23 protein-coding genes are annotated in these 25,994 nt (G+C 64.9%); 13 read left to right on the top strand and 10 right to left on the bottom strand.

The features are described 5' to 3' along the window. The 7 genes from AB4Y32_RS34630 to AB4Y32_RS34600 form a co-directional block, all read right to left on the bottom strand. A partial coding sequence (locus AB4Y32_RS34630) for a fatty acid desaturase (RefSeq protein WP_368725621.1) occupies nt 1-951 on the bottom strand: 951 nt, incomplete at its 3' end. A gap of 134 nt (nt 952-1,085) precedes the next feature. Beyond that, the gene (locus AB4Y32_RS34625; RefSeq protein ID WP_368725620.1) at nt 1,086-1,835 is read right to left on the bottom strand and encodes a CDP-diacylglycerol diphosphatase; all 750 of its coding nucleotides are present in this window, start codon (nt 1,833-1,835) and stop codon (nt 1,086-1,088) included. 15 nt (nt 1,836-1,850) lie between these two features. Continuing rightward, nucleotides 1,851-3,305 (bottom strand): indoleacetamide hydrolase, encoded by a 1,455-nt coding sequence (gene iaaH, locus AB4Y32_RS34620; protein WP_368725619.1) that lies wholly within the window; start codon nt 3,303-3,305, stop codon nt 1,851-1,853. Nucleotides 3,306-3,387: 82 nt separating this feature from the next. Continuing rightward, nucleotides 3,388-4,287, bottom strand: coding sequence for a ferritin-like domain-containing protein (locus tag AB4Y32_RS34615; RefSeq protein WP_368725618.1), 900 nt, complete (start codon nt 4,285-4,287; stop codon nt 3,388-3,390). 138 nt (nt 4,288-4,425) lie between these two features. Continuing rightward, entirely contained in the window at nt 4,426-4,644 is a 219-nt protein-coding gene (locus tag AB4Y32_RS34610; RefSeq protein ID WP_368725623.1) for a transcriptional regulator, read from the bottom strand. Between the two features lie 512 nt (nt 4,645-5,156). Beyond that, entirely contained in the window at nt 5,157-5,837 is a 681-nt protein-coding gene (locus AB4Y32_RS34605) for an NADPH-dependent FMN reductase (protein ID WP_368725617.1), read from the bottom strand. A gap of 384 nt (nt 5,838-6,221) precedes the next feature. Continuing rightward, entirely contained in the window at nt 6,222-7,223 is a 1,002-nt protein-coding gene (locus AB4Y32_RS34600) for a toll/interleukin-1 receptor domain-containing protein (protein WP_368725616.1), read from the bottom strand. A 326-nt stretch (nt 7,224-7,549) separates the two neighbouring features. Here AB4Y32_RS34600 and AB4Y32_RS34595 point away from each other — a divergent pair, with 326 nt between their 5' ends. The 3 genes from AB4Y32_RS34595 (at nt 7,550) to AB4Y32_RS34585 (ending at nt 12,121) form a co-directional block, all read left to right on the top strand. Further along, nucleotides 7,550-8,134, top strand: a complete 585-nt coding sequence (locus AB4Y32_RS34595; protein ID WP_368725615.1) for a hypothetical protein — start codon at nt 7,550-7,552, stop codon at nt 8,132-8,134. Between the two features lie 254 nt (nt 8,135-8,388). After that, nucleotides 8,389-9,144 (top strand): glycoside hydrolase family protein, encoded by a 756-nt coding sequence (locus tag AB4Y32_RS34590; protein ID WP_368725614.1) that lies wholly within the window; start codon nt 8,389-8,391, stop codon nt 9,142-9,144. Nucleotides 9,145-9,205: 61 nt separating this feature from the next. Continuing rightward, nucleotides 9,206-12,121: a CHAT domain-containing protein gene (locus AB4Y32_RS34585; protein ID WP_368725613.1), complete on the top strand. Its 2,916-nt coding sequence runs from the start codon at nt 9,206-9,208 to the stop codon at nt 12,119-12,121. Between the two features lie 52 nt (nt 12,122-12,173). Here AB4Y32_RS34585 and AB4Y32_RS34580 read toward each other — a convergent pair whose 3' ends face one another. Then, complete coding sequence (locus AB4Y32_RS34580) at nt 12,174-12,959, bottom strand: hypothetical protein (protein WP_368725612.1); 786 nt, start codon at nt 12,957-12,959, stop codon at nt 12,174-12,176. Between the two features lie 334 nt (nt 12,960-13,293). Here AB4Y32_RS34580 and AB4Y32_RS34575 point away from each other — a divergent pair, with 334 nt between their 5' ends. The 4 genes from AB4Y32_RS34575 (at nt 13,294) to AB4Y32_RS34560 (ending at nt 17,524) form a co-directional block, all read left to right on the top strand. Beyond that, nucleotides 13,294-14,070: an SDR family NAD(P)-dependent oxidoreductase gene (locus AB4Y32_RS34575; RefSeq protein WP_368725611.1), complete on the top strand. Its 777-nt coding sequence runs from the start codon at nt 13,294-13,296 to the stop codon at nt 14,068-14,070. 98 nt (nt 14,071-14,168) lie between these two features. Continuing rightward, nucleotides 14,169-15,497: an MFS transporter gene (locus AB4Y32_RS34570; RefSeq protein WP_368725610.1), complete on the top strand. Its 1,329-nt coding sequence runs from the start codon at nt 14,169-14,171 to the stop codon at nt 15,495-15,497. Between the two features lie 38 nt (nt 15,498-15,535). Further along, on the top strand, nt 15,536-16,714 hold the full coding sequence (gene rhmD, locus AB4Y32_RS34565) for an L-rhamnonate dehydratase (protein WP_368725609.1): 1,179 nt from the start codon (nt 15,536-15,538) through the stop codon (nt 16,712-16,714). Between the two features lie 27 nt (nt 16,715-16,741). Further along, on the top strand, nt 16,742-17,524 hold the full coding sequence (locus AB4Y32_RS34560) for an SDR family NAD(P)-dependent oxidoreductase (protein WP_368725608.1): 783 nt from the start codon (nt 16,742-16,744) through the stop codon (nt 17,522-17,524). Nucleotides 17,525-17,776: 252 nt separating this feature from the next. On the opposite strand, the gene AB4Y32_RS34555 is transcribed toward AB4Y32_RS34560, so the two are convergent. Then, nucleotides 17,777-18,739: a LysR family transcriptional regulator gene (locus tag AB4Y32_RS34555; RefSeq protein ID WP_368725607.1), complete on the bottom strand. Its 963-nt coding sequence runs from the start codon at nt 18,737-18,739 to the stop codon at nt 17,777-17,779. Nucleotides 18,740-18,897: 158 nt separating this feature from the next. Here AB4Y32_RS34555 and rhaM point away from each other — a divergent pair, with 158 nt between their 5' ends. From rhaM to rhaS, 6 genes are all read left to right on the top strand, one after another. Further along, nucleotides 18,898-19,224: an L-rhamnose mutarotase gene (gene rhaM / locus AB4Y32_RS34550; RefSeq protein WP_368725622.1), complete on the top strand. Its 327-nt coding sequence runs from the start codon at nt 18,898-18,900 to the stop codon at nt 19,222-19,224. 46 nt (nt 19,225-19,270) lie between these two features. Beyond that, nucleotides 19,271-20,164 carry an amidohydrolase gene (locus AB4Y32_RS34545; RefSeq protein WP_368725606.1) on the top strand — a complete coding sequence of 298 codons (894 nt, stop codon included), beginning with the start codon at nt 19,271-19,273 and terminating at the stop codon, nt 20,162-20,164. Between the two features lie 42 nt (nt 20,165-20,206). Next, the gene (locus AB4Y32_RS34540; RefSeq protein ID WP_368725605.1) at nt 20,207-21,751 is read left to right on the top strand and encodes a sugar ABC transporter ATP-binding protein; all 1,545 of its coding nucleotides are present in this window, start codon (nt 20,207-20,209) and stop codon (nt 21,749-21,751) included. Then, entirely contained in the window at nt 21,748-22,833 is a 1,086-nt protein-coding gene (locus tag AB4Y32_RS34535; RefSeq protein ID WP_368725604.1) for an ABC transporter permease, read from the top strand. The genes AB4Y32_RS34540 and AB4Y32_RS34535 overlap by 4 nt, the downstream gene beginning before the upstream one ends. Then, on the top strand, nt 22,826-23,845 hold the full coding sequence (locus tag AB4Y32_RS34530) for an ABC transporter permease (protein WP_368725603.1): 1,020 nt from the start codon (nt 22,826-22,828) through the stop codon (nt 23,843-23,845). The genes AB4Y32_RS34535 and AB4Y32_RS34530 overlap by 8 nt, the downstream gene beginning before the upstream one ends. A 98-nt stretch (nt 23,846-23,943) precedes the next feature. Next, on the top strand, nt 23,944-24,951 hold the full coding sequence (rhaS, locus tag AB4Y32_RS34525) for a rhamnose ABC transporter substrate-binding protein (RefSeq protein ID WP_087739263.1): 1,008 nt from the start codon (nt 23,944-23,946) through the stop codon (nt 24,949-24,951). 101 nt (nt 24,952-25,052) lie between these two features. On the opposite strand, the gene AB4Y32_RS34520 is transcribed toward rhaS, so the two are convergent. Then, nucleotides 25,053-25,712 (bottom strand): response regulator, encoded by a 660-nt coding sequence (locus AB4Y32_RS34520; RefSeq protein WP_368725602.1) that lies wholly within the window; start codon nt 25,710-25,712, stop codon nt 25,053-25,055. Nucleotides 25,713-25,994: the final 282 nt, after the last annotated feature.

Raw genomic sequence — 25,994 nt, 5'->3', positions numbered from 1 at the left:
GATGTCGAGCCGCTGGGTAAAAGACGCGACCGGTAGTGGTCTGACGCCGTGCCAGTGATACCGCGATCCCTGTCTCGGGCGCTCGGCAGAAGTGCGATAAAAAAACGGGTTGTTCAGACCTTCCCTTTCATAGACGTCCTGAAGCGCAAACCATGGGACATGCGGCAGGTCGTGATGAACCAGGTGGTAGTTGTTGTTCAGAAACAGCAGCCGCCAGAACCAGGCAGCTTCATTGATGACCGAGCGCTCCTCGTGCGAAGCCGCCGCGCGATGTTCATGGAACGAGCGCACCGAACTCAGCGCGAGCGCCGGATATCCGACGCCCGCAATGAAGAGCCACGGCGCAATCCCGCACGCGCGATCGAGCCAGATGATCAGCACGGCAAGCGCGAAAAAATGCGCGAGCCACGCGGGCACATCGGACCCGTCGCCGCGCAAAGGTTTGCGCAGCGCTTGCGTGGCCGTCGCCGCAATCGAGAACGCGGGGCCGAGCAGAAGACGTCCCGCGAACGTATTGCGCGCGACGAGCAGAGCGCGCGTCAGCGTACCCGCCTGTTGCCATGTTTCGGGGCTCACGAAAAACGTTTCGGGATCGATCTCGGGATGCGTCAGATGCGCGTCATCGTGATGCTGCAAATGCAGACCGCGATAGACGGCATAGGGAAACCACACGGCGAGCGGCGCAAAGCCGATCAGGCCATTAATCAGCGCCGAGCGCGTCGGATGACCGTGCAGCAGTTCGTGCTGCAACGACATGTACCACGCGCTGAACAGCGCGAGCAGCGGGAGCGCAACGGTCATTCCGAGTGTTTGCGCAAGGCTCGCGATGAAAAACCATCCGCCGTAGATCGCGCCCGTCAAGAGCCACGTCGGCCATTCGGTGCGCCATGTGAAGCGCGTGCGTTGATGCGAAAGCGTCAGACGTTGCGCGTCGTCGAGATAAATGGCCATCGGCGGATCGGTCGTTTTGCAGTCGATACGATCCTAATGGCGGGCACGCGGCGGCCGAACCAATTTGTTTGGCTAAGCTTTTGAGGAAAGCGGGTTAAGCGAAATGCCTCTGTGTGCGCGAAACCAGATCGCCTTTACTGATGCATGCCGATCTCGCAGGAATGATCGAGCAATGGTTCCGCCGTGCCGCTGCCATCGTCGAGTTCGAGCCCGCTATTCACGACGAGCCAGCCGTCGTTATCCGATGGCCCCGCGCCTGTCACGAGGATGGTCTGCTGCGCCATCGCATCGCTGCCCTGACGGTCGCGCGCGACGATGCGAAACGGGTCGCTGTCGCCCGTCAGCGAGAGGACGCGCATCACGCGATACCGGTTGCCGTCGAGCATCGTCCATTGCCATTTGCCCGGCTCGGCCGTGCGGTAGTGCGCGAGGTTCTTGATGATGTCGTCGTGCATGCAGTCCATATGGATATGCAACTGCTGCTGCGTGCGCCGGTACTTCGAATTGATCTCCAGTCCCAGTTGATTGGGCGGAAACGTCAGGCCGATGCGCGAGCCGACATACTGCCGCGCCTTCCACGCATCGGCCCAATACTCGGGCGCATTCGCGTCGAGCACGCCCGGGCTTTCGATACCCGTCACGCGGTCCGTCGGAATCAGCAGATATTGCGTGTTGCCGTTGATGTCCTTCAGTATCGCGTAGCGTTTCGAGAGATCGACGGTCGTGCAGAAGCCGGGGCCGCCGGAGGCGCGCGCAACGGGGACGCATTGACGGTTGACGATCGACCAAAGTGCATTGGGGTCGGCGGCCGCGATGATCGCGCAGCCCGATGTGCAAAGCGCGATGGCAAGCGCGGCCAGGTGTCGAAGACTTGGTCGGATCATTGCAGCGTGTGAATGTCAGATGGTGGGCGCCGGAATCGGGCCGAGCACCGCCTCGAATGCGATGCCGATCGCGAGCAGCCGCCGGTCGCGGCCGACTGGCCCATCGAGTTCGATGCCCACGGGCAAGCCGTCCCGCGTCAGGCCCGCAGGCAGCGACAGGCCCGGAATGCCCGCGTTGCTCGCGGGATCGGTATTGCGGAGATAGGCGGTCATTTCATCGATCGCGGGCGCGCCGTCGATCGACACGACGGACGAGCCGTTCACTTCGTCGAGCGGCGCGGCGACGAGCCGCGTGGTCGGGAAGAGCAGTGCGTCGAGGCGCTCGGAGGCGAACGTGTCCGCGTAATGCTGCTGCAATCGCGGACGCCAGATCGTCATTGCGTCGTGATACTGCTGCGCGAGCGCGTGCGCCATCACCACGTCGTACACGTGGCGCACATCGGGGCTCGCGATGCGCGCCGCGACTTCGGCGACGGTCTTGACGGGCGCATCGTTCGCCACGAGATATTCGCGCACGTCGTCGAACGCTTCGTGAATCGCGACCGGGCCGCCCGTCTGATCGTTCAGGTGCAGGAGCTCCGGCATGTGGACGGGCACGAACGTGACGCCTGCCGCTTCGAGCTTCTTGAGCGCGGCGCGCGCGGCGTCTTCCGTCGCGCGTTCGAGATCGGCCCACAGCGGCGACGGCAAGCCGATGCGCAGCGCGGACAGTTGTACGTCGGGCAAGGTCGTGTCGCCCCCGATCACGCCATCGAGCAGCGCGACGTCCGCGACGGTGCGCGCCATCGGCCCGACGGTATCGCGCGTATGGCTGATGGGAACCACGGCTTGCGGATCATGATAGCGGCGCTCGCCGCCGCCGTTGCCCACGGACGGACGAAAGCCCGCAATGCCCGTGAGCGCGGCGGGAATGCGCGTCGAGCCGCCCGTATCGCTGCCGAGTCCCGCCGTCGAAATGCGCGCGGCGACGGCAACAGCCGTGCCGCCCGACGAGCCGCCCGCGATCAGCGACGGGTCGTACGGATTGCGCACGGGGCCCGCGTGCGAGGCCAGATTCGTGCTGGTGATGCCGAACGCGAGTTCGTGCATGTTGGTCTTGCCGAGCACGATCGCGCCGGCATCGACGAGCTTGCGCACGGAAGGCGCGTCGGTCTTCGGCTTGAAGCCGTCGAGCGCGGGCGTGCCAGCCGAAGTCAGCAGTCCCGCCGTGTTGATGTTGTCCTTGATGACGACGGGCAGCCCGGCGAGCGGAAGGCGGGCTTTTTCGTCGGGCGTCAATGCGTCGATGCGCTTCGCGGCGGCAAGCGCGCCTTCCATGTCGAGCGCCGTGAACGCGTTGAGCGTCGCGAGCGCGGCGGCGCGCGCGAGCAGCGTCGCGACGTAATCGGTTGCATTGAGCCGGCCCGACTGGATGGCGGCGACGGCCTGCGTTGCCGTCAGCGCGAGCTGTTCATCGACGGTCCATTGCATGTAGTGTGTCCCTCCCGGTTGGACGGCGCGTTGGGCCGCGCGACGTGTCGTGAATGTGCCTCTGTGTGAGCGCGCGGCACGCTCACTTGCGCATGAGCAGCAGCGCGAGGCGCGCGAGCTTCGGAACGAGCGTCGGACGGACGAGCCGTTTGTCGTAGCCGCTCATCCGTTGGTCGTTTTCCTGAAGGCAGAGTTCGATCAGCTGACGCGCCGAGAGCGCCTGGCCGATCGTCGAGCTGTTGGCTGGCAGGAAGTTCGAGTCGTGCGCGACGCCGTCGGCGTCGATGCCCTTCGCGATCGCGACGCGGTCCCAGATCAGCTTGATCCAGATTGCGCCGACACGCAACGCATGCCACGGACGGCGCCACCACGGCATCGTGCGCCGATGCCACGCGACCCAGTTTGCGAAAAAGAGAATGTGGCGCGCTTCTTCCTGGATCACGGGCTCGAACGTTTCGACCAGTTCCCCAGGGAAGTAGCCGGAAAGCTGCGCGGAGCGAAACAGGCCGAACGCGAAGAAGCTGTCGATGCACTCGCTGTAGCCGGTGAACATCCACGCCCATTCGGCGTCGCGCGGCGCGGGGTAATGAGGCTCGGGCGCGAGCTCGATGCCGTACGCGGCGACGAGCCGCGACAAGACGTGCTTGTGGCGCGCCTCTTCGGCCGCGTCCATTTCGATTGCTTCGCGCACCAAAGGGTCTTGCAGCTGCGCCGCGTACGTGGCGACGCGGATCGACGCGCGGCCTTCCGTCTGCACGGCGATATCCCAGATGGGCAGGGACGTGATGCGCTTGAGCGCGTCGGCGGGCAACGGCGGCCAGTCGATGACGGCTGGCTTGTACGGGTTGTGAGTCTCCAGCAGCATCCTGCAGAACATCTGCTTGTGTTCTTCGGAGCCGATGGGCATGCGCGCGTGTCCCTGGAACGTCCAGTGACGCAGCGCGCGATCGTGATCGGCTTCCGTTATCAGGGTGTCGGACATGACAGGCGAATACTTTGGCGAGTTATTCCGCCCATTCTGTCATACCCCGTCAATGTGTGGCGTGGAGCGGGCGCTTGCCGTGCTGCCGCACGCGTTTTCGCGCTGCGCGGCGTGAAAAATTGCAATGCAGTATCGCGCTCATTGCTGACTGTCGACCCACAGGCGCCCCCAGCGAAACGCATACGCGAGCGCATGCTCTTCGTCGAAGAAATAGTCGAGCGCGTCGAACGAATGGGCGCGTCCGTCCTTGGCGGCCGTGGCCTTTTCGATCGTGAGATTCGCGGCGAAGAGCCCGTTGGGCAGGCGCTGCGCAGCGGGGGCTACTTCATAGCCTTTGTAGCGGATGTGTCGGTTCATCGGTTTCATGTTCGATCGCCTCCCCGCGGCGGATTGCGCGTAGCGCGGCGATCAGTCGAGTGAAGCGGGCAGGGACTAGCGTAGGCTGTGCCGTGTAGCGCGTGAACCAATCTTTCGTCGCAAGCAAATCACGGGTGGCCGGGAACGGTCTTCGAAGATCTGGATGTGGCGTTATCGCGTGCGTTGTCGCGATCATCGTGCGGCGAGGCGGACGTGTCTGTTATTTGGGCCACGATGGCAGGCCCCGGTGTGTTGGCGAGCGCACGCAGCGCGCGTGCGTCGATTGTCGGCGTATGCGTTTCGCCCGGCCGTGGATCAGGTCGAGTGCCTGGCGCACCTGCGTGAACGCGATGCGCCGCTGCATCGCGTCAGCTTGCAAGCGCGTCGGTTCGCGAGTGCGTCAGTTCGCAAGTGCGTCGGTTCGCGAGTGCGTCAGTTCGCAACCGCGTCAGTTCGCGAGTGCGTCTGTTCGCCAGCGCTTCAGTTCGCAAGCGCTTCAGTTCGCAAGCGCTTCAGTTCGCAAGCGCGAGCGCCTTGCTGGCGTGTGTTTCGCCGGCGGGGGTCGGCATCGCGGCAGCCAGATGCGATGCGGCACTCGCGTGCTGCGAGTGCGAGCGGAACGCGAGCGCGAATTGCGCGGCCTGCTGGCCGACCATCGACAGCTGTTCGACGACCTTCGGATCGGAGCACGTATCGGCCGTATCGAAGCGCGTTTCGAGCGTATTGATGCCCGCGCCGAACGGCGTCGGCCAGCCGCGCAGCGCGTGGACGATCGAGCGCAGCGACGTCAGCACCGAGCCCGCCGCCTGCCATCCATATGCGGTGACGATGCAGCCGACCGCGCGGCCGTCGAGATAGGGTCGCGCTTCGCCGCGCAATTCTTCCAGCGTATCGAGCGCGTTCTTCACGAGACCCGACACGCCGCCGTGATAGCCGGGCGTTGCGATGACGAGAGCATCGGCGTGACGGACGGCCTCGATGAGTTCGAGTTGTTCGTCGGTGCGATGCGTGCTTTCGGGTGCATAGTGCGGCAGGCTATGCAGGAATGTGCCGCCGAAGAGGCGCGTGCGCGCGCCGGCTTGCTCCGCGCCGCGCAGCGCGAATCCGAGCGCGCGCTCGGTGGACGACGCGGCGCGCGTGGTGCCGCCGATGCCGATCACGAGCGGGCGGCGGTTCTGATCAAAACGGGTCAACTGGATGCTCCTCGCTGCTGTGACGGCTGGCCGGATGCACGGGCGACAACGTGACGAGTTTTCCATGCGAACGGCGCGTGAACCTGAACTGCCATCTTAGTGACCGATGGTAGCAGCGCGAAACGACTTTTTGTTCTAACGATATAACGGGGAACGAGTCTTTGGCCGCGCTGCGCCGGGTGGAATCCTTGTGCGAAAGGCTTCGTTGGAGGGCACGGAGGCGGGCGTTATGATGGACGCGTCTCCTCCATGAAAACTCCTTGACATGGGATTGGCCCCGGCTCGAAACGGACCGGGGCATTTTTTTGCGCGCTTTCGAATGCGCGCGATGTGCGCAATGCGCAGCAGCGCAATGAAGAAGCAACGGACAGGCGACGGACGGACCTATTGCGGCATCGGCACGATCCGCTGCACGGCGAGCGAGTTATCCTGCGCCGTTTGCTCGCGCGCGTCGGGCGTGACGCACACGTCGTCCCCCTGAAAGGCTTCGCGCCACACGAAGCCGTTCTTGCAGGTGTTCGGCCCGTATGGGCCGCCCGTTGGCGAGCGGTTATCGGCGGCGGCCCTGTTTTCAGCGTAGACGCGGGCCTGCGTATCGGGCGTCACGCATACGCGGTCGCCGGGTCGCGCCTGCCGCCACACGTAGCCCTTGATGCACGCGCCGCGCAGATGCGCGCGCCGTTGCAACTCGACCTTCGATATGACGCCGCTGGCGACGGGACGATCGACGGCAACGGAGGCGGGCGATGCCAACGCGTCCTCGACGGCGGGCGCGTGCTGATTCGAACCCGACAGCTTGAGCAGCACGGCGCCCGTCAACCCCACAGCGGCCAGCGCGCCGACGATCGGCAGCAGGTGCGTGCGCCGCTTCGGCTCGACCGGCTTGTCGGGAGCGGGCGGCGCTGCTGGCGTCGTGTCCTTCTCGCCGCCCGCATGTCCGCGCAACGCGTTGACCAGCAGTTGCACGTCGCTGTCCCATCGCGCGTGCGTCAGCTCGATCGAGTTGCGATAGGCGAGATCCTTGATGTCGTCGGGCAGATCGGCTTCCTGCGGCATCGTCGCGCCTTGCACGAGCACGGGAATCAGCGTCACGCCGCGCTTGAGCGCCGACGACGTTTCGAGCCGCACGAAGTCGTTCGGATTGTCGAGCCGACGCTTGCCGTCCTTGCCGGTGACGGTGAGCCACGTTCGTCCGATCAGCGAGAGCACGACGCCGCACTGGTCGATATTCGTCTCGATCGCACGCCGGAAGTCGGCGCCTGGCTCGATCGTCGCGACGTCCATGAACACCATCTGCTCGCCGAACACTTCGCGCAACGATTCGAACAGACGCCCCGCCTGGCCTTCCGTGTCCTCGCGTCTATAACTGATGAAAATGGGCCGCATCGAACGATTCCTCCCTCAACGGGTTGAACGGCGAGCCGAACCTGCAATTCAAAGCCTTTTCATTAAAGCAGAGCAATGCGTGTCGTGTCAGGAATGCACGCGGGCATCCGGCGCTTGCGCTACGGATGATATGTGCGGCAGCCAACCGACCTCGCCGCGCAAAGCAGATAACGCTGTCCAGTTCGATGCGCGCACGGCGTTCAGAACGTCCGAAGCGTTAGAAGCGTCCGAAGCGTCCGAAGCCGCGTTGTGCGTGAACGAACACATCTGCGACGCGTTCGCGCAAGGCGGTATCGAATGCGCGCAGTTCCTGGAGATCGAATCGAATGACGGCCGACGTTGCAGACCGGGTCGTGCTTTTCTCCGGCCACATGATCGATGCGCCGGGGCGGCCCGTCGAGCGCTTTCCCGCGAGACTCGTGCCGCGCATCGCGCGCGCGATCGGCGACGAACTGGATGTGACAGGCGCTGGCTGCGCGGATATCGGGCTATGTGGCGCCGCTTGCGGAAGCGATCTGCTGTTCGCCGTCGCGGCGCTCGAACGGCATATGACATTGCGCATTCACCTGCCTTTCGACGAGACAGCGTTCATCGAGCGCTCCGTCGCGATCGGCGGCGAGCGATGGGTCGAACTCTATCGGCGCGTTAGCGAAACGGCGACCTGCATCGTTGCAGACGACGTGCTGGGTCCGCTGCCGCCGGGCGCCGATCCGTTCACGCGCAACAATCTGCTTATGCTGTCGGAAGCGAGGCGGATCGGCGCGCGAGCGTTCACGTTCGTCTGCGTGTGGGACGGCCAGCCCGGCGACGGGCCAGGCGGCACGGAGCATCTGGCGAGCGCCGTGCGGGCGGCTCACGGTGAAGTGCGAATCATCGATATCCGTGCGTTTGCGGATGCACCGCGAGCGTGACGCGCGAGCTTCGTTCCCGCGCGCAATGATCGCCATAAACGGCAAGTCAAAAGCCAACTTCGGACGCGCTATCAGCCCTCGCACGCCGCGCTCTGTTCGGCGTCGCGCAAAATCCGCAAACTCACCTTGGCAAGTCAGCCCGCTTTGCTATGCTCATTGGAGCCTGGGCAAGCCCGCCGAACTCTGCCGATCTCCCAGGCACAGACGCGCCGGCGCGCACGCGCCGGATTCTCGCGCTCATCGGGAGCCTCGCCATGAATGCGTTCGACACGCTGCTTGCGCAAACCATCAGCTCGCCCGATCTGCTGTCGGACACCACGGGCAACGAAGAGCGCCAGGCGTACGACGCGGAGCATCCCGTCACGCTGCCCGTGCGCCGCGCGGCATTGCCCGCGATCTCCGACCAGGCCGTCGAGCTGATCGTCACGTTCGAGGTCACGAGCGAGGCCGTGTACAACCGGCTCTACACGCATCCCGTCTGGCCGCAAGGGCAATCGGGATGCACGATCGGCGTCGGCTATGACCTGGGCTACGTGGACGCCCAACGCATGACGGCCGACTGGACGGCCGCGCAACTGGCCGCCGCCGATGTCGCGCTGCTCGCGGGCGTATGCGGGCTCAAGGGCACGGTCGCGCAACAGGCGCTCGCGAACGTGAAGTCGGTGAGCGTGCCGTTCGCGGCGGCGAATGCGGTGTTCAGGCAGGTGACGCTGCAACGCACGATTGCGCAGACGATTGCCGCGTTGCCCAAAGCCGATCAGTTGAAGCCCGATTGCCTCGGCGCGCTGGTCTCGCTCGTCTACAACCGCGGCGCGTCGTTCGCGGCCGCGGGCGACCGCTACACCGAAATGCGCGCGATCGCGGCTGACGTCGCCAACGGCAATCTCGCCGATATCCCGGCGCAGTTTCGCGCGATGAAGCGGCTGTGGCAGAACCAGCCGAACCTGCAGGGCCTCGTACGCCGCCGCGAACTGGAGGCGCTCTTGTTCGAACAGGGATTGAGCAGCTGACACGCCCGCTGTCGACGAACCGCGGCGGGTTCGCGCAACGACGGGCCCGATGGAGCGAAGCGTGCAAAACATCGAAGGGGCCGTGCCGCCCGGCGTGCTCGCGGGGCTGCCGCAAGAGCGCGCACCCGCTGCCGCCGACGACAGGCGGCTGAAGATCAGCGTCATCAACGGCAATCTGCAATTCATCCAGGAGCCGCTCCTGATCGGGCATTACCGCGATGCGTCGCTGACGGGCGTCGAGCGCGTCGTGGACGATCTGATCGGCGGCGCGTTGAGCACGTCGATCCGCCTCGGGCGTTATCCGCAGCATCTCGGCAGCCAGCAGGTGTTCGTCAACGCGGGCTTCCGTTCGCCGCATCCGTTTCGCCTGCCGCGGCCCGCGGGGCTGATCGTCGTCGGGCTCGGCAGCGAAGGTCAGCTTCGCGCGAGCGATCTTGCGACGACCGTGCGCCTCGGCGTGATCGCGTGGGCGCAGCGGCTGGCCGAGAACGAGGAGCAGTGCGCGGAGCCGTTTGCGCTCGCGGCGACGCTGATCGGCAGCGGCGGCTCGGGCATCTCGCCCGGCCAGGCGGCGCGGCTCGTCGCCGAAGGGGTGCGCGACGCGAACCTGCGGCTCGCGAGCACCGACTGGCCGTGCGTTCGGCATCTGCGCCTGATCGAGCTGTACCTCGACCGCTCGGCGGAAGCGTGGCGCTCGCTGAAGCTGCTCGAACAGGCGAGCCCCGATTGCTACGAGATCGACGACATCATCGTGCCTTCGACGGGCGCGCTGCTGCGGCCTCTCGACAGCAGCTATCGCGGCGCCGACTACGACCTCATCAGCGCGGTCACGCAGATCGACGCGTCGGGCGACACCAACATCGTGTACACGCTCGACACGCGCCGCGCGCGCACGGAGGTCCGCGCGACGGCGACGCAAGGGCGTCTGCTCGCGCAACTCGTGAAGGCGGCGTCGAGCGCCGACAACGACGACGCGAATATCGGCCAGGTGCTCTATCAGCTGATCGTTCCGCGCGAGATGCGGCCGTTTCTCGCGGGCGGATCGGAAATGCAGATCGAAGTCGACAGCGGCACGGCGGGCATTCCGTGGGAAATGCTCGACACGTCCGCGAACGCGCCGCAGCGCAACGACGATTCGCCAAGGCCATGGGCGATACGCGCGAAGCTGCTGCGCAAGCTGCGCATCGGCGATTTTCGACATCGCGTCGACGACGCACCGCGCGATGCGCAGATTCTCGTGGTTGGCGAGCCGTACTGCAACGATCCGCGCTATCCGGCGCTGCCGGGCGCGCGGCAGGAAGCGCAGGCGATCGCGAACCTGTTGCGCGAGAAGATCGGCGCGGCGCGCGTGACGGGGCTCGTCGCCGCATCGGACGGCGAACGCGGACCGGACGCGCGCAACATCATCAGCACGCTGCTCGAACGCGACTGGCGCGTGCTGCACATCTCGGGACACGGCGAGCCGCCCGCCGACGATGCGAACCCGGTCGATGCGGGCGACGACCGTCTGCGTGGCGTCGTGCTGTCGGACGGCATCTTTCTCGGCCCGCGCGAGATCGGCATGTTGCAGCGCACGCCCGAACTCGTGTTCGTGAACTGCTGCTATCTCGCCGCGCGCAGCGGCGACCAGCTGCTGAAGGCCGCGGAAGTGCCCGTCTACGACCGGCCGCGCTATGCCGCGAACGTCGCCGAGGCGCTGATCCGGATCGGCGTGAAGTGCGTGATCGCGTCGGGCTGGGCCGTCGACGACGAGCCCGCGCAACAGTTCGCGATCACTTTCTATCGGCAGATACTCGACGGCGAGCGCTTTCTCGATGCCGTCGCCGTCGCGCGCGACGCGGCGTGGCTATGCGGCGGCAACACATGGGCCGCGTACCAGTGCTACGGCGACGCGAACTGGACGCTCGAACCGGCATCGGGCAGCTTGGGCGCGCGCGAGCGCACGGCCGAGGACCGCTATGCGGGCATCGCATCGTCGGTGTCGCTGATACTCGCGCTCGAAGAACTGGAGACGAGCGCGCGCTTCGACGCGTCGGGCTCGCCGGATCGGCTGCGCTATCTCGACGAGCGTTTCGGCTCGCGCTGGGGCGCGCAGGGCGACGTCGCGGAGGCGTTCGGCAGGGCATGGGCCGCGTGGCGAATCGAAGAGAAAGCGGTCGACTGGTACGAGCGCGCCGTGCGCGCAGGCGATGGCCGCACGACGTTCGCCGCGACCGATCAGCTCGCGAATTTGCAGGCGCGGCTTGCGTGGACCACGCTGAAGGCGAAGGCGGCGCAGAGCGGCCAGAGCGCCGTATCCGCGTCCGATATGGACGCCGCGCGCAGCCAGGTCGAAAGCAGCATCGCGCTGCTTCAGTCGCTGCTCGACGTGCGGCGCACGGTCGACCGTTTGAGCATTTGCGCGGCGGCGTACAAGCGGATCGCGCTCGTCGAGCGGCTCGCGGGCAACGAAGCGGCGGAGTCGGGTGCGATCGGCAAGATGCTCGCGCTGTATCGGGAGGCCGAGCGGCTCGGCGACGCGCAAGGCGATGCCGCGACGTTCTATCCGCTGATCAACCGGCTCGCGGCCGAACTGATGCTGGGCATGGGCGCGCCGTCAGCGGACGGCTTCGACGCCGCGTCTGTCGACAGGCTCAGGCAAATGCTCGAACAGTGCGCACATGGGGAACCGGACTTCTGGAACATCTCGGCGATGACGGAGCTGCGGATATACGAGAGCCTCGCGGCGAAGCGGCTCGAAGCGAGCCTCGACGCGATCCGCGCGGATTTCGTCGATCTGCACACGCGCGTGCCGTCGAGAAGCAACTGGAGCTCCGTGCTCGATCAATACGATTTCGTGCTCTACCCGTATGCGAGCCAGCCGGCTATCGCAGACGGCGAGAAAGCCGCCGTCTCGCAGTTGCTCGATATGTTGAAGCAATGGGTGCATGAGGACGAGCCGCCGCAACCGCAGCAGCAGCCGCAACCGTCGCCGTGAGCGCTCGTGGTGTTTGCGGTGTTCGTAGCGTTCGCCACGTTCGTCATGTTCGTCACGACAGATCGGGCAGCGCGCTCAGATAGCTGCTCGTGAAGCTCGCCACCTTCTGTTGCAGCGTGGCCTGAACGGCGTCGAGCACCGACAGGTTGATCTGCGCCGTCGTCGAGAAGCGCTTGAGATTCGCCTCGTTGTTCTGCACCTTGACGAACAGCACTTGTGTGATCGTCATGCTCGCCGCCAGCGAAAACGCCATCAGCGATACGCTGAGGTCGCCCGCTTCAGTCGGCTCCGCGAGCGCGATCTGGAAGCTCGCCGTGTTCGCGCGGCGGCTTTCGCGGTTGAAGAGCGTGATCCACGGCGTCGACGTATCCATCGAACGCAGCGCCTTCAGCGTCGCGTCGATCAGCGGCGCGGCGGCGATGGCGCCCGGCCCGAGCAGCAGCGCCGCGACGGCCGTGATCGCTTCGTGCACGTCGAGTCCCGCATCGCCCGATACATAGTCGGTCATCTCGCAGCTTTCGACGCGCCATCCGAGGTTCGACAGCACGCCGCCATAGCCGCGATACCAGTTCTGCGTGTCGTCGGGCGAAATCCCCTGGCGCTTGAGGATCAGTTGCGCGAGCAACAGCGAGTCCGCGACGGCCTGGCGCCGGTTCGCCGGAACGCCCGACTTGAACGACACGACACCCGAGCCCGCGACGATCGCCTGATCCTTGCTCGCGTCGAACGCGGGCGGCTGCAGGTTCGGCGCGCCGGGATCCGCGCCGCGCCGGCGATGGTCGGGCAGAACAGCGTCCGTCACGAACGCGGTCGCCTGCTCGGCGGTGGCAGTGGTCATGGCGATGCTCCTCGGCGGATAGGGACGGGTCGATGGTTCGGCGCGTGTGGCGTATGTCGTTCGCTCGTGCGGCGCATGTGGCCAGCGCGGGCATGTTCCATCAGGTTAGGTCATCGATGCGGATTGAGCCGTGTTTTTTCGGCGTCGATAGGGGTTCAGCAGGTGGTTCATCACCACGCGATCCGCTTTTGTTATCGCCCCATCCAAACCTCGGATTGTTCCCGTATCGGGCACCGATTTATATTGCGTACACCGAGGGCCGCGATTGACCACGGACCCACAACGAAGAATGCGCGGCACGTCGAGACCGCGCATCGGGAACATTGGAGCAAGCATGAATCGTATCGATCTGGAGGGCCGTGTCGTCGTCATCACGGGCGGCGCGCGGGGCATCGGCTATGCGGTCGCGCAGCGCGCGCTGCAATCGGGCGCGAGCGTCTCGCTGTGGGACAGGGACGTCGAACGGCTCGCGCGCAGCGAGCGCGAGCTTGGCAAACTCGTTGGCGAACTCGTCGGCGACCCCGGCAAGGTCTCCGCTGTCATCGTCGATCAAACGAAAGAGGCCGAGATCGATGCCGCTGTCAGCAAGACGCTCGCCGCGCATGGCGCGATCGACGTGCTGATCAACTGCGCGGGCATCACGGGCGGCAACGGCACGACATGGGAACTCGACCCGGACGTATGGCGGCAGGTGATCGACGTCAATCTGATCGGCCCGTATCTCGTGTGCCGCGCGGTCGTTCCGCAGATGCTGAAGCAGGGCTATGGCCGCATCGTCAATATCGCATCGGTGGCGGCCAAGGAGGGCAATCCGAACGCGTCGCACTACAGCGCGTCGAAGGCGGGGCTGATCGGTCTCACCAAATCGCTCGGCAAGGAGCTCGCGACGAAGAACATTCTCGTCAATGCCGTCACGCCCGCTGCCGCCAAAACAGAAATCTTCGATTCGATGTCGCAACAGCACATCGACTACATGCTCTCGAAGATACCGATGAACCGCTTCCTGCTGCCTGAAGAGGCGGCGTCGCTGATTTTGTGGCTGTCGTCGGAAGACTGCGCGTTCAGCACGGGCGCGGTGTTCGATCTGTCGGGCGGCCGCGCGACTTATTGAGCGCAGCGCGCCGCACCCCCGGCAACGCCACGAAGAACAACAGCGGCACATGATGCCGTCCGCGCGCTCGCGCGATACAGGAGACACGAGGAGACACGATGAGCCGGACCTCACCCGAATCCATCGACGGCATCGTCGGCCAGGTCATGCGGCGGCTGTTGCCGTTCCTGCTGCTGATGTACGTGCTCGCGTTTCTAGACCGCGCGAACATCGGCTTTGCGCAGAAAGCGTTGCAGCACGACACGGGCATTTCGAGCGCGGCGTTTGCGTTCGGCGCGGGTGTGTTCTTCGTCGGCTATGCGCTCTTCGAGGTGCCGAGCAATCTGCTGCTGCATCGCGTCGGCGCGCGGCTGTGGATGTGCCGGATCATGGTCACGTGGGGCATCGTGTCGGCGGCGATGAGTCTCGCGCATACGGCGACGGCCTTCTACACGCTGCGCTTCCTGCTGGGCGTCGCGGAAGCCGGCTTCTTTCCCGGCGTCATCTATTACCTCACGCGCTGGTTTCCACAAGCGGCGCGCGGGCGTGCTGTCGGCGTGTTCTATTTCGGCGCGCCGCTCGCGTTCATGTTCGGCAGTCCGCTGTCGGGCCTTCTACTCGATCTGCATGGCGTGCTCGGCCTTGCGGGCTGGCAGTGGCTGTTCCTGATCGAGGGCGGGCTCGCGTCGATCGTCGGCGTGTGGGCGTTCTTCTATCTCGACGACCGGCCCGAAGACGCCACGTGGCTCACGCCGGGCGCGCGCAAGACGTTGAGCGCGGCACTCGACGACGATGCCCGCGCCGCCGCCGCGCATGGTCCGCGCAACATCGCCGCAGCGCTCGTGGACCGGCGCGTGTTGCTGCTGTCGGCAATCTATCTGCTGATCCAGATGAGCGTCTATGGCGTGATCTTCTATCTGCCACAGCAAGTGGCCGCGCTGATGGGCGAATCGGTGGGCTTGCGCGTCGGTCTCGTCGCGGCCGTGCCGTGGATCTGCTCGCTCGCGCTGACCTGGATCGTGCCGCGCCGCGCCGATCGCACGGGCGCGCATCGAAGCTGGGCCGTCGCGCTGCTGGTGCTCGCGGGTTGCGGCATCGGCGTGTCGGGTCTCGCACATAGTCCGCTCGTCGCGTTGCTCGCGCTGTGCTGCGCGGCGAGCGGCTTCATCGCCGCGCAGCCGCTCTTCTGGACGTTCCCGACGCGCTATATGACGGGCGCGGCGGCCGCGGGCGGGATCGCGCTGATCAATTCGCTCGGCAGCCTGGGCGGCTTCATTGCGCCGACGCTGCGCACGAGCGCCGAGCATGCGTTCCAGTCGACGTCGGCGGGGCTGCTGTTGCTGGGCGCGGCGAGCCTCTTCGCCGCGCTGCTGATCGGCACGGCGGTTCGCCTTCGCACCGCGCGCGCAACGCCCGCTTTCTCGCAACCCATTCACCGCGTCCGCTGACACAAGGCGCGCGCAAACCACGAACGGAGCTCTAGAACATGGCGATGCCCACTATCCGGCACGTGCGTGCCTTCGTCGTCCGCGGCGGCGGCGCGGACTATCACGACCAGGCCGACGGACACTGGATCGACGATCACATCTCGACGCCGATGGCGCGTTATCCCGAGTACCGGCAAAGCCGCCAGTCGTTCGGCATCAACGTGCTGGGCACGCTGGTCGTCGAAATCGAAGCAAGCGACGGCACTGTCGGCTTCGCGGTGACGACGGGCGGCGAGATCGGCGCGTTCATCGTCGAGAAGCATCTCGCGCGCTTTCTCGAAGGGCAGTTGGTGACGGACATCGAGAAGATGTGGGATCAGATGTACTTCTCGACGCTCTACTACGGACGCAAAGGCATCGTGCTCAACACGATTTCCGGCGTCGATCTCGCCCTGTGGGATCTGCTCGCGAAAGTGCGCAAGGAGCCTGTGTATCAACTATTGGGCGGCCCTGTGCGAGACGAGCTTCAGTTCTACGCGACGGGTGCGCGGCCCGATCTCGCGAAGCAGATGGGGTTCATTGGCGGCAAGCTGCCGTTGCAGCATGGTCCCGCCGAAGGCGAAGCGGGCCTGAAGCAGAACATCGACAAGCTGGCGGAGATGCGCAGCCGCGTCGGCAGCGACTTCTGGCTGATGTACGACTGCTGGATGAGCCTCGACGTCACGTACGCGACGAAGCTCGCGAAGGCTGCGCACGAACACGGGCTCAAGTGGATCGAAGAAGCGCTGCCGCCCGACGATTACTGGGGTTACGCCGAACTGCGCCGCAATGTGCCGCGCGGCATGATGGTATCGACGGGCGAGCACGAGGCGACGCGCTGGGGCTTCCGGATGCTGCTGGAGATGAACTGCTGCGACCTGATTCAGCCGGACGTGGGCTGGTGCGGGGGCATCACCGAGCTGATCAAGATTTCCGCGCTCGCCGATGCGCACAACGTGATGGTCGTGCCGCACGGTTCGTCGGTGTATAGCTATCACTTCGTCGTCACGCGCCACAACTCGCCGTTCGCCGAGTTTCTGATGATGGCGCCGAAGGCCGACCAGGTCGTGCCGATGTTCACGCCGCTCTTGCTCGACGAGCCCGTGCCCGTCAACGGCCGCATGAAGGTGCCCGATACGCCGGGCTTCGGCGTGCGCCTGAACCCCGAGTGCAAGCTCGAGCGGCCTTATCAGCATTGATCCACACGTCGATTGAAGGAGAGGCACGTGCTGCTGAAAGACAAGGCGGTGATCGTCACGGGCGGTTCGCGCGGCATCGGTCGTGCGATCGCGGTGGCGTGCGCGAAAGAGGGCGCCGATGTCGCGATCAACTATTGGGGCGACAACGACGCGTCGTATAACCGGCGTTCCGCCGTCGAAGAAGTGGTCGGCGAGATCGAGGCATTGGGGCGGCGCGTGATCGCCGTCGAAGGCAACGTCGCGGCGAAAGAGACGGGCCCCGAACTCGTGCGCCAAACGGTCCACGCGTTCGGCAAAGTCGACGTGCTTGCGAGCAACGCGGGCATTTGCCCGTTCCATGCGTTTCTCGACATGCCCGCCGATGTGCTCGAAACCACTGTCGCCGTGAATCTGAACGGTGCGTTCTTCGTCACGCAGGCGGCCGCGCAGCAGATGAAGGCGCAGGGCACGGGCGGTGCGATCGTCGCGACGAGCTCGATCAGCGCGCTCGTCGGCGGCGGCATGCAGACGCATTACACGCCGACCAAGGCGGGCGTGCATTCGCTGATGCAGTCGTGCGCGATTGCGCTTGGGCCGTATGGCATCCGCTGCAATTCGGTGATGCCGGGCACGATCGCAACCGATCTGAACGCCGACGATCTCGCCGATGAGGCGAAGAAAGCGTACTTCGAGAAGCGAATTCCGTTGGGCCGGTTAGGCCGTCCGGAAGATGTGGCCGATTGCGTCGTGTTTCTCGCGTCGGACCGCGCGCGGTATGTGACGGGCGCTGCGCTTCTCGTCGATGGCGGGTTGTTTGTCAATCTTCAGTAGCGGTTTCTGTCTGCGACGCTCTTTGTTTTTGCCGTTGCGCTGGCATCCGCGATGCGCCTCGCGGCGCGGGCGTTGCCCCTGTGCGGGGCGGCACTCGCTTTTGTTTGCAACGGCTTTTGTTTTGATGTTTTTGCCTTGCGCGGGCATCCGCGAGGCGCAATCGCAGATGCCAGCGGCACGCTGAATCAACCACGCAATCGCGGATGCCTGCGAAAAGGGCAAAAACCGACAGTGTCGCAGACAACAAAAAACTCAAACCGCCAAGGTCTCCTCACCCGCCAGCCGGTGCGAATGCACCCTCAGCAACTCGACGAAGCGCTGTGCCGGTTCTGCCAGCGCTTCATCCTTGCGCGTGAGGATGCCGAAGCCCGCGAGGCTCTTGCCGATCTCGACGGGCAGTGCGACGAGCAGCTTGCCGCGCACGTGATCGCGTACGACGGACTCCGGCAGCATCGCGACGGCGTCGTAGTTTTCGAGCAGTTGCAGCGTCGCGAAGATCGACGCGCATTCCGTCAGGTTCGCGGGCGTGCCGAGACCCGCGCGCGCCAGCTCTTCTTCGAACAGCACGCGCGCCGGACTCGTGATCGGCTGCGCGACCCACGGCCAGGCCATCAGCTCGGGCAGCGTAATCGACGCACGCTTCGCGAGCGGATGCACCGCGCGCACGACGAGCACGAGCGTCTCGCGCGCGAGCGGCTCGAAGCTGAAATCATTGTGCTGCAGCGGATCGGTCAGACGTCCGAGCGCCAGATCGATCTCGCGGCGATGCAGCAACTGGACCACCTGATCGCTCGTTTCGCCGAGGATACACACGTGCAGCAGCGGTCTCTCGGTCTTCAGCGCGGCGACGGCCATCGCGAGCAGATCGGGCGCGGCGCCCATGATCGCGCCGACGGTCAACTGCCCGTGGCCGCCTTTGCGCTTCACGTCGAGGTCGTCGGCAAAGCGCGTGAGGTCCGCGAGCGCGCGCCGCGCGTAGGCGAGCGTGACGACGCCGAGCGGCGTCGGCTGCATGCCGCGCGCGTTGCGTTCGAACAGCAGAAAGCCGAGCGCTTCTTCGATGTCGCCGAGCATGCGGCTCGCGCTCGGCTGCGCGACGTTGATCGCGTCGGCAGCCTGATGGACGTTGCGGGCGTCGTCGAGCGCGACGAGCAGCGCAAGATGCTTGAACTTGAGCCGGTTGACGAGGGCGACGGTGGCGGCGTTCTGGCTCATGAAAGGTCGGCAGTATGGGGCAGTCAGCGATTCGGTTTGCGTATCGCCCAATCCCAACAACGGATTGAGATGCTATCGACGCCCGAATTATAGTCGCATCGAGACGCTTCCTCAGAGAGCGCAACGTATAAATGAACAAGATTGGAGACACGCCCGGCATGGAGACAATCGCTTTCCGGATGGTGCTGAACCCCGGCATGCGCGACGAGTACGAGCGCCGGCATCGGGAGATCTGGCCTGAGCTCGTCGAGGCGCTGCATCAGGCGGGCGTGCGCGACTATCGCATCTTTCTCGACGAAGACACGCAGCATCTGTTCGCGATCCTGACGCGCACGGCTGATCATTCGATGGAGCGTCTTCCCGAACTCCCCGTGATGCGCAAATGGTGGGATTACATGGCCGACATCATGCAGACGGCGCCCGACCATACACCGCTGCAAGAGCCGCTCGTCTCTGTATTTGAATTGCAGCATCCCTTCAACTGATTCGCGACGCTCGCCGCGCACATGCGCCGGCGACAAAGGACGCGCCATGAAAGTTGTCGACCCGCACATTCACCTGTGGGATCTGAAGACGCATCACTACCCGTGGCTCGCCAATCCGGGCGTGTCGTTTGCCGGCGATGCGCGCGATCTGAAGCACGATTATCTGATCGCCGATCTGCTGAGCGACGCGGGCGATATCGAGCTGCTCAAGTGCGTGCACGTCGAGGCGAATCACGATCCCGCCGATCCCGTCGAGGAGACGCGCTGGCTGCAATCGGTGGCACAGGCGCCGGGCTCGCGCTCGATGCCTAACGCTATTGTCGCGGGCATCGATCTGTCGACGAAGAATGCCGCGCAGATCCTCGAAGGACACGCGGCGTTCGCCAACACGCGCGGCGTGCGGCAGATCCTCAACGTGCACCACGACAAGCTGTATGACTACGTGGGTCGTCATTTCATGCGCGAAGCGGCGTGGCGTGAAAACTTCGGGCTGCTGCGCCGATACGGCATGTCGTTCGACATGCAGCTCTATCCGTCGCAGATGGACGAAGCGGCTGCGCTCGCAAACGAGCATCACGATACGCAGTTCATCGTCAATCACGCGGGCATGTTCGTCGACCGCGATAGCGTCGCCGGCTATCGCGCGTGGCGCGAAGGGATGCGAACGCTTGCGCAATGCCAGAACGTCGCGGTGAAGATCAGCGGGCTCGCGATGTTCGATCATCAGTGGACAGTGGAAAGCCTGCGCCCTTACGTGCTCGAAACCATCGATACGTTCGGCGTCGAGCGCGCGATGTTCGCATCGAACTTTCCGGTGGAGCGACAATTCGGTGCGTATGGCGACTTGTGGCGCGCGTATGCGTCGATCGTCGGCGCGGCGAGCGACGCGGAAAAGGACGCGCTCTTCGTGCGCAACGCCGAACGGCTCTATCGCATCTGAAGCATCCGGGCATCGAAGCATCCGACAACACGCGGTCGCAGCATGAAGGAGGAGAGGGTGCAGCAACACATTCAGGAAGTGCCTAGGCTGGAACTGCGGCACGCGAGCAAATCGTTCGGACGCGTGCGCGCGCTGTCGGACGGCGAGCTCGTGCTATGGCCCGGCGAAGTGCATGCGCTGCTCGGCGAAAACGGCGCGGGCAAATCGACGCTCGTAAAGATCCTCGCAGGCGTGCATCAGCCCGATACGGGCGAGCTGCGCATCGACGGCATCGAGCGCCGCTTCGCGACGCCTGCTGAAGCGCGCGATGCGGGACTCGCCGTCATCTATCAGGAACCGACGTTGTTCTTCGATCTGTCGATCGCCGAGAACATCTTCATGGGACGGCAGCCTGTTGATCGCTTCGGGCGCATCCAGCACGACGCGATACGCCGCGAAGTCGACAGCCTGCTTGCGTCGCTCGGCGTCGATCTGCGTGCGGAGCGTCTCGTGCGCGGTCTGTCGATTGCCGACCAGCAGGTGATCGAGATTGCGAAGGCGCTGTCGCTGAACGCGAACGTGCTGATCATGGACGAGCCGACAGCCGCGCTGTCGCTGCCCGAAGTCGAGCGGCTCTTCGCGATCGTGCGCAAGCTGCGCGAGCGCGACGTCGCGATTCTGTTCATCACGCATCGGCTCGATGAAGTGTTCGCGCTGACGCAGCACGTGACGATCATGCGCGACGGCGCGAAGGTGTTCGATGCACCGACTTCCGAAATGACGACGGAATCGGTCGTCGCGAAGATGGTCGGGCGCGATCTGGAAACGTTCTATCCGAAGGCGGACGTGAAGCCCGGCGACGTGCGGTTGTCGGTGCGCAACCTGACGCGCATCGGCGTGTTCAAGGATGTGTCGTTCGACGTGCGCGCGGGCGAAATCGTCGCGCTCGCGGGGCTCGTCGGCGCGGGCCGCAGCGAAGTGGCGCGCGCGATCTTCGGCATCGATCCCATCGACTCGGGCGACGTGCATATCGCTGGCAAGCGCCTGAAGACGGGCAATCCCGCCGCGGCCGTGCGTGCGGGTCTCGCGCTCGTGCCCGAAGATCGCCGTCAGCAAGGACTCGCGCTCGAGCTGAGCATAGCGCGCAATGCGTCGATGACGGTGCTCGGACGCCTCGTGCGCCACGGCCTGATCTCGACACGCAGCGAAACGCAACTCGCGACGCGCTGGGGCACGCGGCTGCGGCTGAAGGCGAGCGATCCGTCGGCGCCTGTCGGCACGCTGTCGGGTGGCAATCAGCAGAAAGTGGTGCTCGGCAAATGGCTCGCGACGGGCCCGAAAGTGCTGATCATCGACGAGCCGACGCGTGGCATCGACGTGGGCGCAAAGGCCGAGGTGTATGGCGCGCTGTCCGAGCTCGTGCAGGAAGGTATGGCCGTGCTGATGATTTCGAGCGAGCTGCCCGAGGTGCTCGGTATGGCTGACCGCGTGCTGGTGATGCACGAAGGCCGCATCAGCGCCGAGATCGCGCGCGCCGACGCGAACGAAGAACGCATCATGAGCGCGGCGCTCGGGCAATCGGCAGCATTACTGGGGCGCGCAGCATGATCCGGCATTCGACTGCTTCACATACTTCTTCACACGCTCCGTCGCACGCGGCGCCCATCGGGCACGCGCCGCAGCAACACACGCGCACGGGCCGTGGCGGCTTCGTCGCGACGATCGCGAAGAGCCGCGAGACGACGCTCTTCATCGTGCTGATCCTGCTGATACTGGGCACGTCGCTCGCGCGGCCACAGTTCCTGAATCTGCAGAATCTGCGCGACGTGCTGCTCAATGTGTCGATCATCAGTTTGCTGACGGCGGGCATGACGGTCGTGATCCTGATGCGGCATATCGATCTGTCCGTCGGCTCGACGGTGGGGATCAGCGCGTATGCTGTCGGCAGCCTGTACGTCGTGTTTCCGCATATGCCCGTGCTCGTGGCGCTCGTTGCGGGCGTCGCGATCGGGCTCGTCGCGGGCGGGATCAATGCGCTACTGATCGCGGTGGGGCGTGTGCCGTCTCTCGTCGCGACGCTCTCGACGCTCTACATCGTTCGCGGCGCCGACTACGCGTGGGTGCATGGCGGCCAGATCAACGCGACGAGCCTGCCGGATGCGTACTCGCGTCTCGCGACGGGCACGTTGCTCGGCATTCCGACGCTCGCGCTGATCGCAGCCGTGGTGCTGCTCGCGCTGTCGTTCTACCTGAAGCATTTCCGCGCGGGACGCGAGCATTACGCGATTGGCTCGAACCCCGAAGCGGCGCGGCTCGCGGGTGTCAACGTCGAACGTCGTGTGATGTCGGGCTTTCTGCTATCGGGCGCGATCGCCGGGTTTGCGGGCGCGTTGTGGCTCGCGCGCTTCGGCACTGTCGACGCGAGCACCGCGAAGGGCATCGAGCTTCAGGTCGTGGCGGCCGCCGTGGTCGGCAGCGTGGCGATCACGGGCGGCGTCGGCACGATACTCGGCGCGACGCTCGGTGCGCTCGTGCTCGGCGTGATCAGCATCGCGCTCGTCGTGCTGCACGTGTCGCCGTTCTGGGAGCAGGCGATCGAAGGTGCGCTGATCGTCGCGGCCATCGCCGCCGATACGTTGCTCGCCCGCTCCGTCGCCAAACGCATGATGAGGAAACGCGATCATGGCTAAACCCGACTCCGCGCTGCTCACGCGCAAGCGCGAAACGCCGCTGCGCTGGGAAACGCTGCTCGTCATCGTGCTGATCGCGTCGCTGGGGCTCGGGCGCGCGCTGTCGCCCGTGTTCCTGACGGGCGCGAATCTCAGCAACGTGCTCGCCGATCTGACCGAGATCGCGCTGATGGCGCTGCCGGTGACGCTGATCATCGTCGCGGCGGAAATCGATCTGTCCGTGGCGTCGGTGCTCGGCGCGTCGAGCGCGCTGATGGGCGTGCTGTGGCACATGGGACTGCCGATGCCTGTCGTGATCGCGCTCGTGCTGCTTTTCGGCATGCTTGCGGGGCTGCTCAACGGGCTCGTGATCGTGAAGCTGAATCTGCCTTCGCTCGCGGTGACGATCGGCACGCTCGCGCTGTTTCGCGGGCTCGCTTACGTGCTGCTCGGCGATCAGGCCGTCGCGGATTTTCCGGCCGGCTATACCGCGTTCGGCATGGACACGCTCGGCGGCACCTTCATTCCGCTGCCGTTCGTGATCGTGATCGTATGCGCGGTGCTCTTCACCGTCTTGTTGCAGGCCACGGCATTCGGTCGAAGCCTGTATGCAGTCGGCGCGAACTCGACGGCGGCTGCGTTTTCGGGCATCGAGGTCGCCAAAGTGCGGCTGCGTCTCTTCGTATTGTCGGGGCTTGTGAGCGCGCTCGCGGGCATCGTCTACACGCTGCGCTTCACGAGCGCGCGCGGCGACAACGGCGAAGGCTTCGAGCTTTCGGTGATCGCGGCCGTGCTGTTCGGCGGCGTGAGCATCTTCGGCGGACGCGGATCGATGATCGGCGTGCTGCTGTCGCTGCTGATCATCGGCGTGCTGAAGAATGCGTTGACGCTCGACGATGTATCCAGCGAAACGCTGACGATCGTGACGGGCGCGCTGCTGCTCGCATCGGTGCTGATTCCGAACGTGGTCGCGCGTTGGCGCGCGATGCGCGACCGCAAGCTGATTGCTGCGCAAACGAAGGCCCTACCGTAGACGAAGGTAGAAGAAGATAGAAGAAGCGTCAGACGGGCAACGTGTTCAATCTACAAACCCGGACAGCACAAGTCCGATCCACCACCAGGAGACAACACATGAACAGACCACTGCGTCACGCGGGAGCATTGATGCTCTGCGCGGCCTTGCTCGGCATCAGCGCCGCGGCGGGCGCGGCCGGCATCAAGTCCGGCCTGAAGATCGCGTTCGTGCCGAAGCAGATCAACAACCCGTACGAAGTGATCGCCGACGACGGCGGCATGGCCGCGATCAAGGAATTCAACGGCGCGGGCAAGGTGGTCGGGCCGTCGGACGCGGGGGCTTCGTCGCAGGTGTCGTACATCAACACGCTGACGACGCAGCGTCAGGACGCGATCGTGATCGCGGCGAACGACGCGAACGCACTCGTGCCGTATCTGAAGAAGGCGATGTCGCAAGGCATCAAGGTCGTGACATTCGACTCCGACACGGCGCCCGAGGGCCGCCAGCTGTTCGTGAATCAGGCGAACGCGGAGAGCATCGGGCGCGGCCAGATCCAACTGGTGTCGAAGCTGATGGGCGGCGAGGGCGAGTTTGCGATCCTGTCCGCGACGCCGAACGCGACGAACCAGAACACGTGGATCAAGTGGATGCAGGAGGAACTGAAGAAGCCCGAGTATTCGAAGATGAAGCTCGTAAAGATCGCGTATGGCAACGACGACGATCAGAAGTCGTTCGTCGAGACGCAAGGGCTGTTGCAGGCGTATCCGAACCTGAAGGCGATCGTCGCGCCGACGTCGGTGGGGATTGCGGCGGCGGCGCGGTATATCTCGTCGTCGTCGAGCAAGGGCAAGGTCGCCGTCACGGGCCTCGGCACGCCGAACCAGATGCGCGCGTTCGTCAAGAACGGCACCGTGAAGGCGTTCCAGTTGTGGGACCCGGGCCAGTTGGGCTATCTCGCCGCGTATGCGGCCGCCAGTCTCGCGTCGGGTGCGATCACGGGAAAAGAGGGTGAATCGTTCGACGCGGGCAAGCTCGGCAAGCGCACGATCGGCCCGCAAGGCGAGATCATTCTCGGACCGCCGACCACGTTCGACGCGAACAATATCGACAACTTCAATTTCTGACGCATTTCAGTTTGTGTGACGGAAGAAAGGCCGCTTGCGCGATGCAAGCGGCCTTTTTCTTTGCTGCGCACGTCGTGAGCGCGGCGAGCCGCGCAGCAGCATCAGGCGAGCCCGTGTTCGTGCGCGTATTTGACGAGATCGGCGTTCGTCTCCAGGCGGAGCTTCTTCATCGCCGTGCTCTTTTGCGTGGCGACCGTCGAGATCGACCGGTTCACCTGTCGCGCGATGTCGGTCAGCGATGCGCCTGCTGCGAAGTGCCGTATTACTTCCAGCTCCTTCTTCGTCAGCATCGGCTTGCCGCTTTGAAGTGCGTCGCCGCCCACGCGACGCAACAGGCGCGCGCGAATCTTCTGCGAAAAGTAGGGCCGTCGATGGCTGGCCACTTCGTGCACCGCGGCCTGAAATTCCGCGATGCCCTCGGTCTTGTCGACGATGCCGGACACGCCGGAGCGGGACAGCCGGATCAGCGTGTCGTCGTTGTTGAGCATCGTGAACACGACGATGGGAATGCGCGGGCATTGCCTGCGCAGGCGAGCGATCAGCGCGAGTCCGTCGGTATCGCGCTGCGTGCTGTCCATCGAAAAGTCCGTGACGATCAGGTCCCACTGGCCGCTGGACAGCGTCTCCAGCAGCTCCACTCCCGACTTCACGGCCGCGTCGACGGTAAAGCCGGGAAGGCTGCTTAGCGCGTTGATGACAGCATGTCGGATCACAGGATGGTCATCGGCAATGGCAATCCTGAACTCGCGTGTGGCATTCATGTTAGTAAGGCGGCGCGGCGCGGGCCCCGTGTCCGCCGCATGCGGAAGATTTGAGATGAAGACCTGCTGATCGGTGGCGACTTGTCCGCAGTTCTGAAGTGACGCGGATTCTATATCGCAGTGTGCCGATGAATCAAACGTATGTCGTAAGGATGACGAAAATATTCGCGGATGAGCCGGTTCTATCGCAATCGTTAGATATTTCGAAGAAATCCGATACCGGAACGCACCAACGATAAGCATAATTTCGTCGGACGGTTCGAGGCACTCTCTGGTTGTGCA

Source organism: Paraburkholderia phymatum, from assembly GCF_040965635.1.
Taxonomy (GTDB): domain Bacteria; phylum Pseudomonadota; class Gammaproteobacteria; order Burkholderiales; family Burkholderiaceae; genus Paraburkholderia; species Paraburkholderia phymatum_B.
Note: the sequence above shows the minus strand (reverse complement) of the source record. Positions and strands in the feature narration are given on the sequence as shown.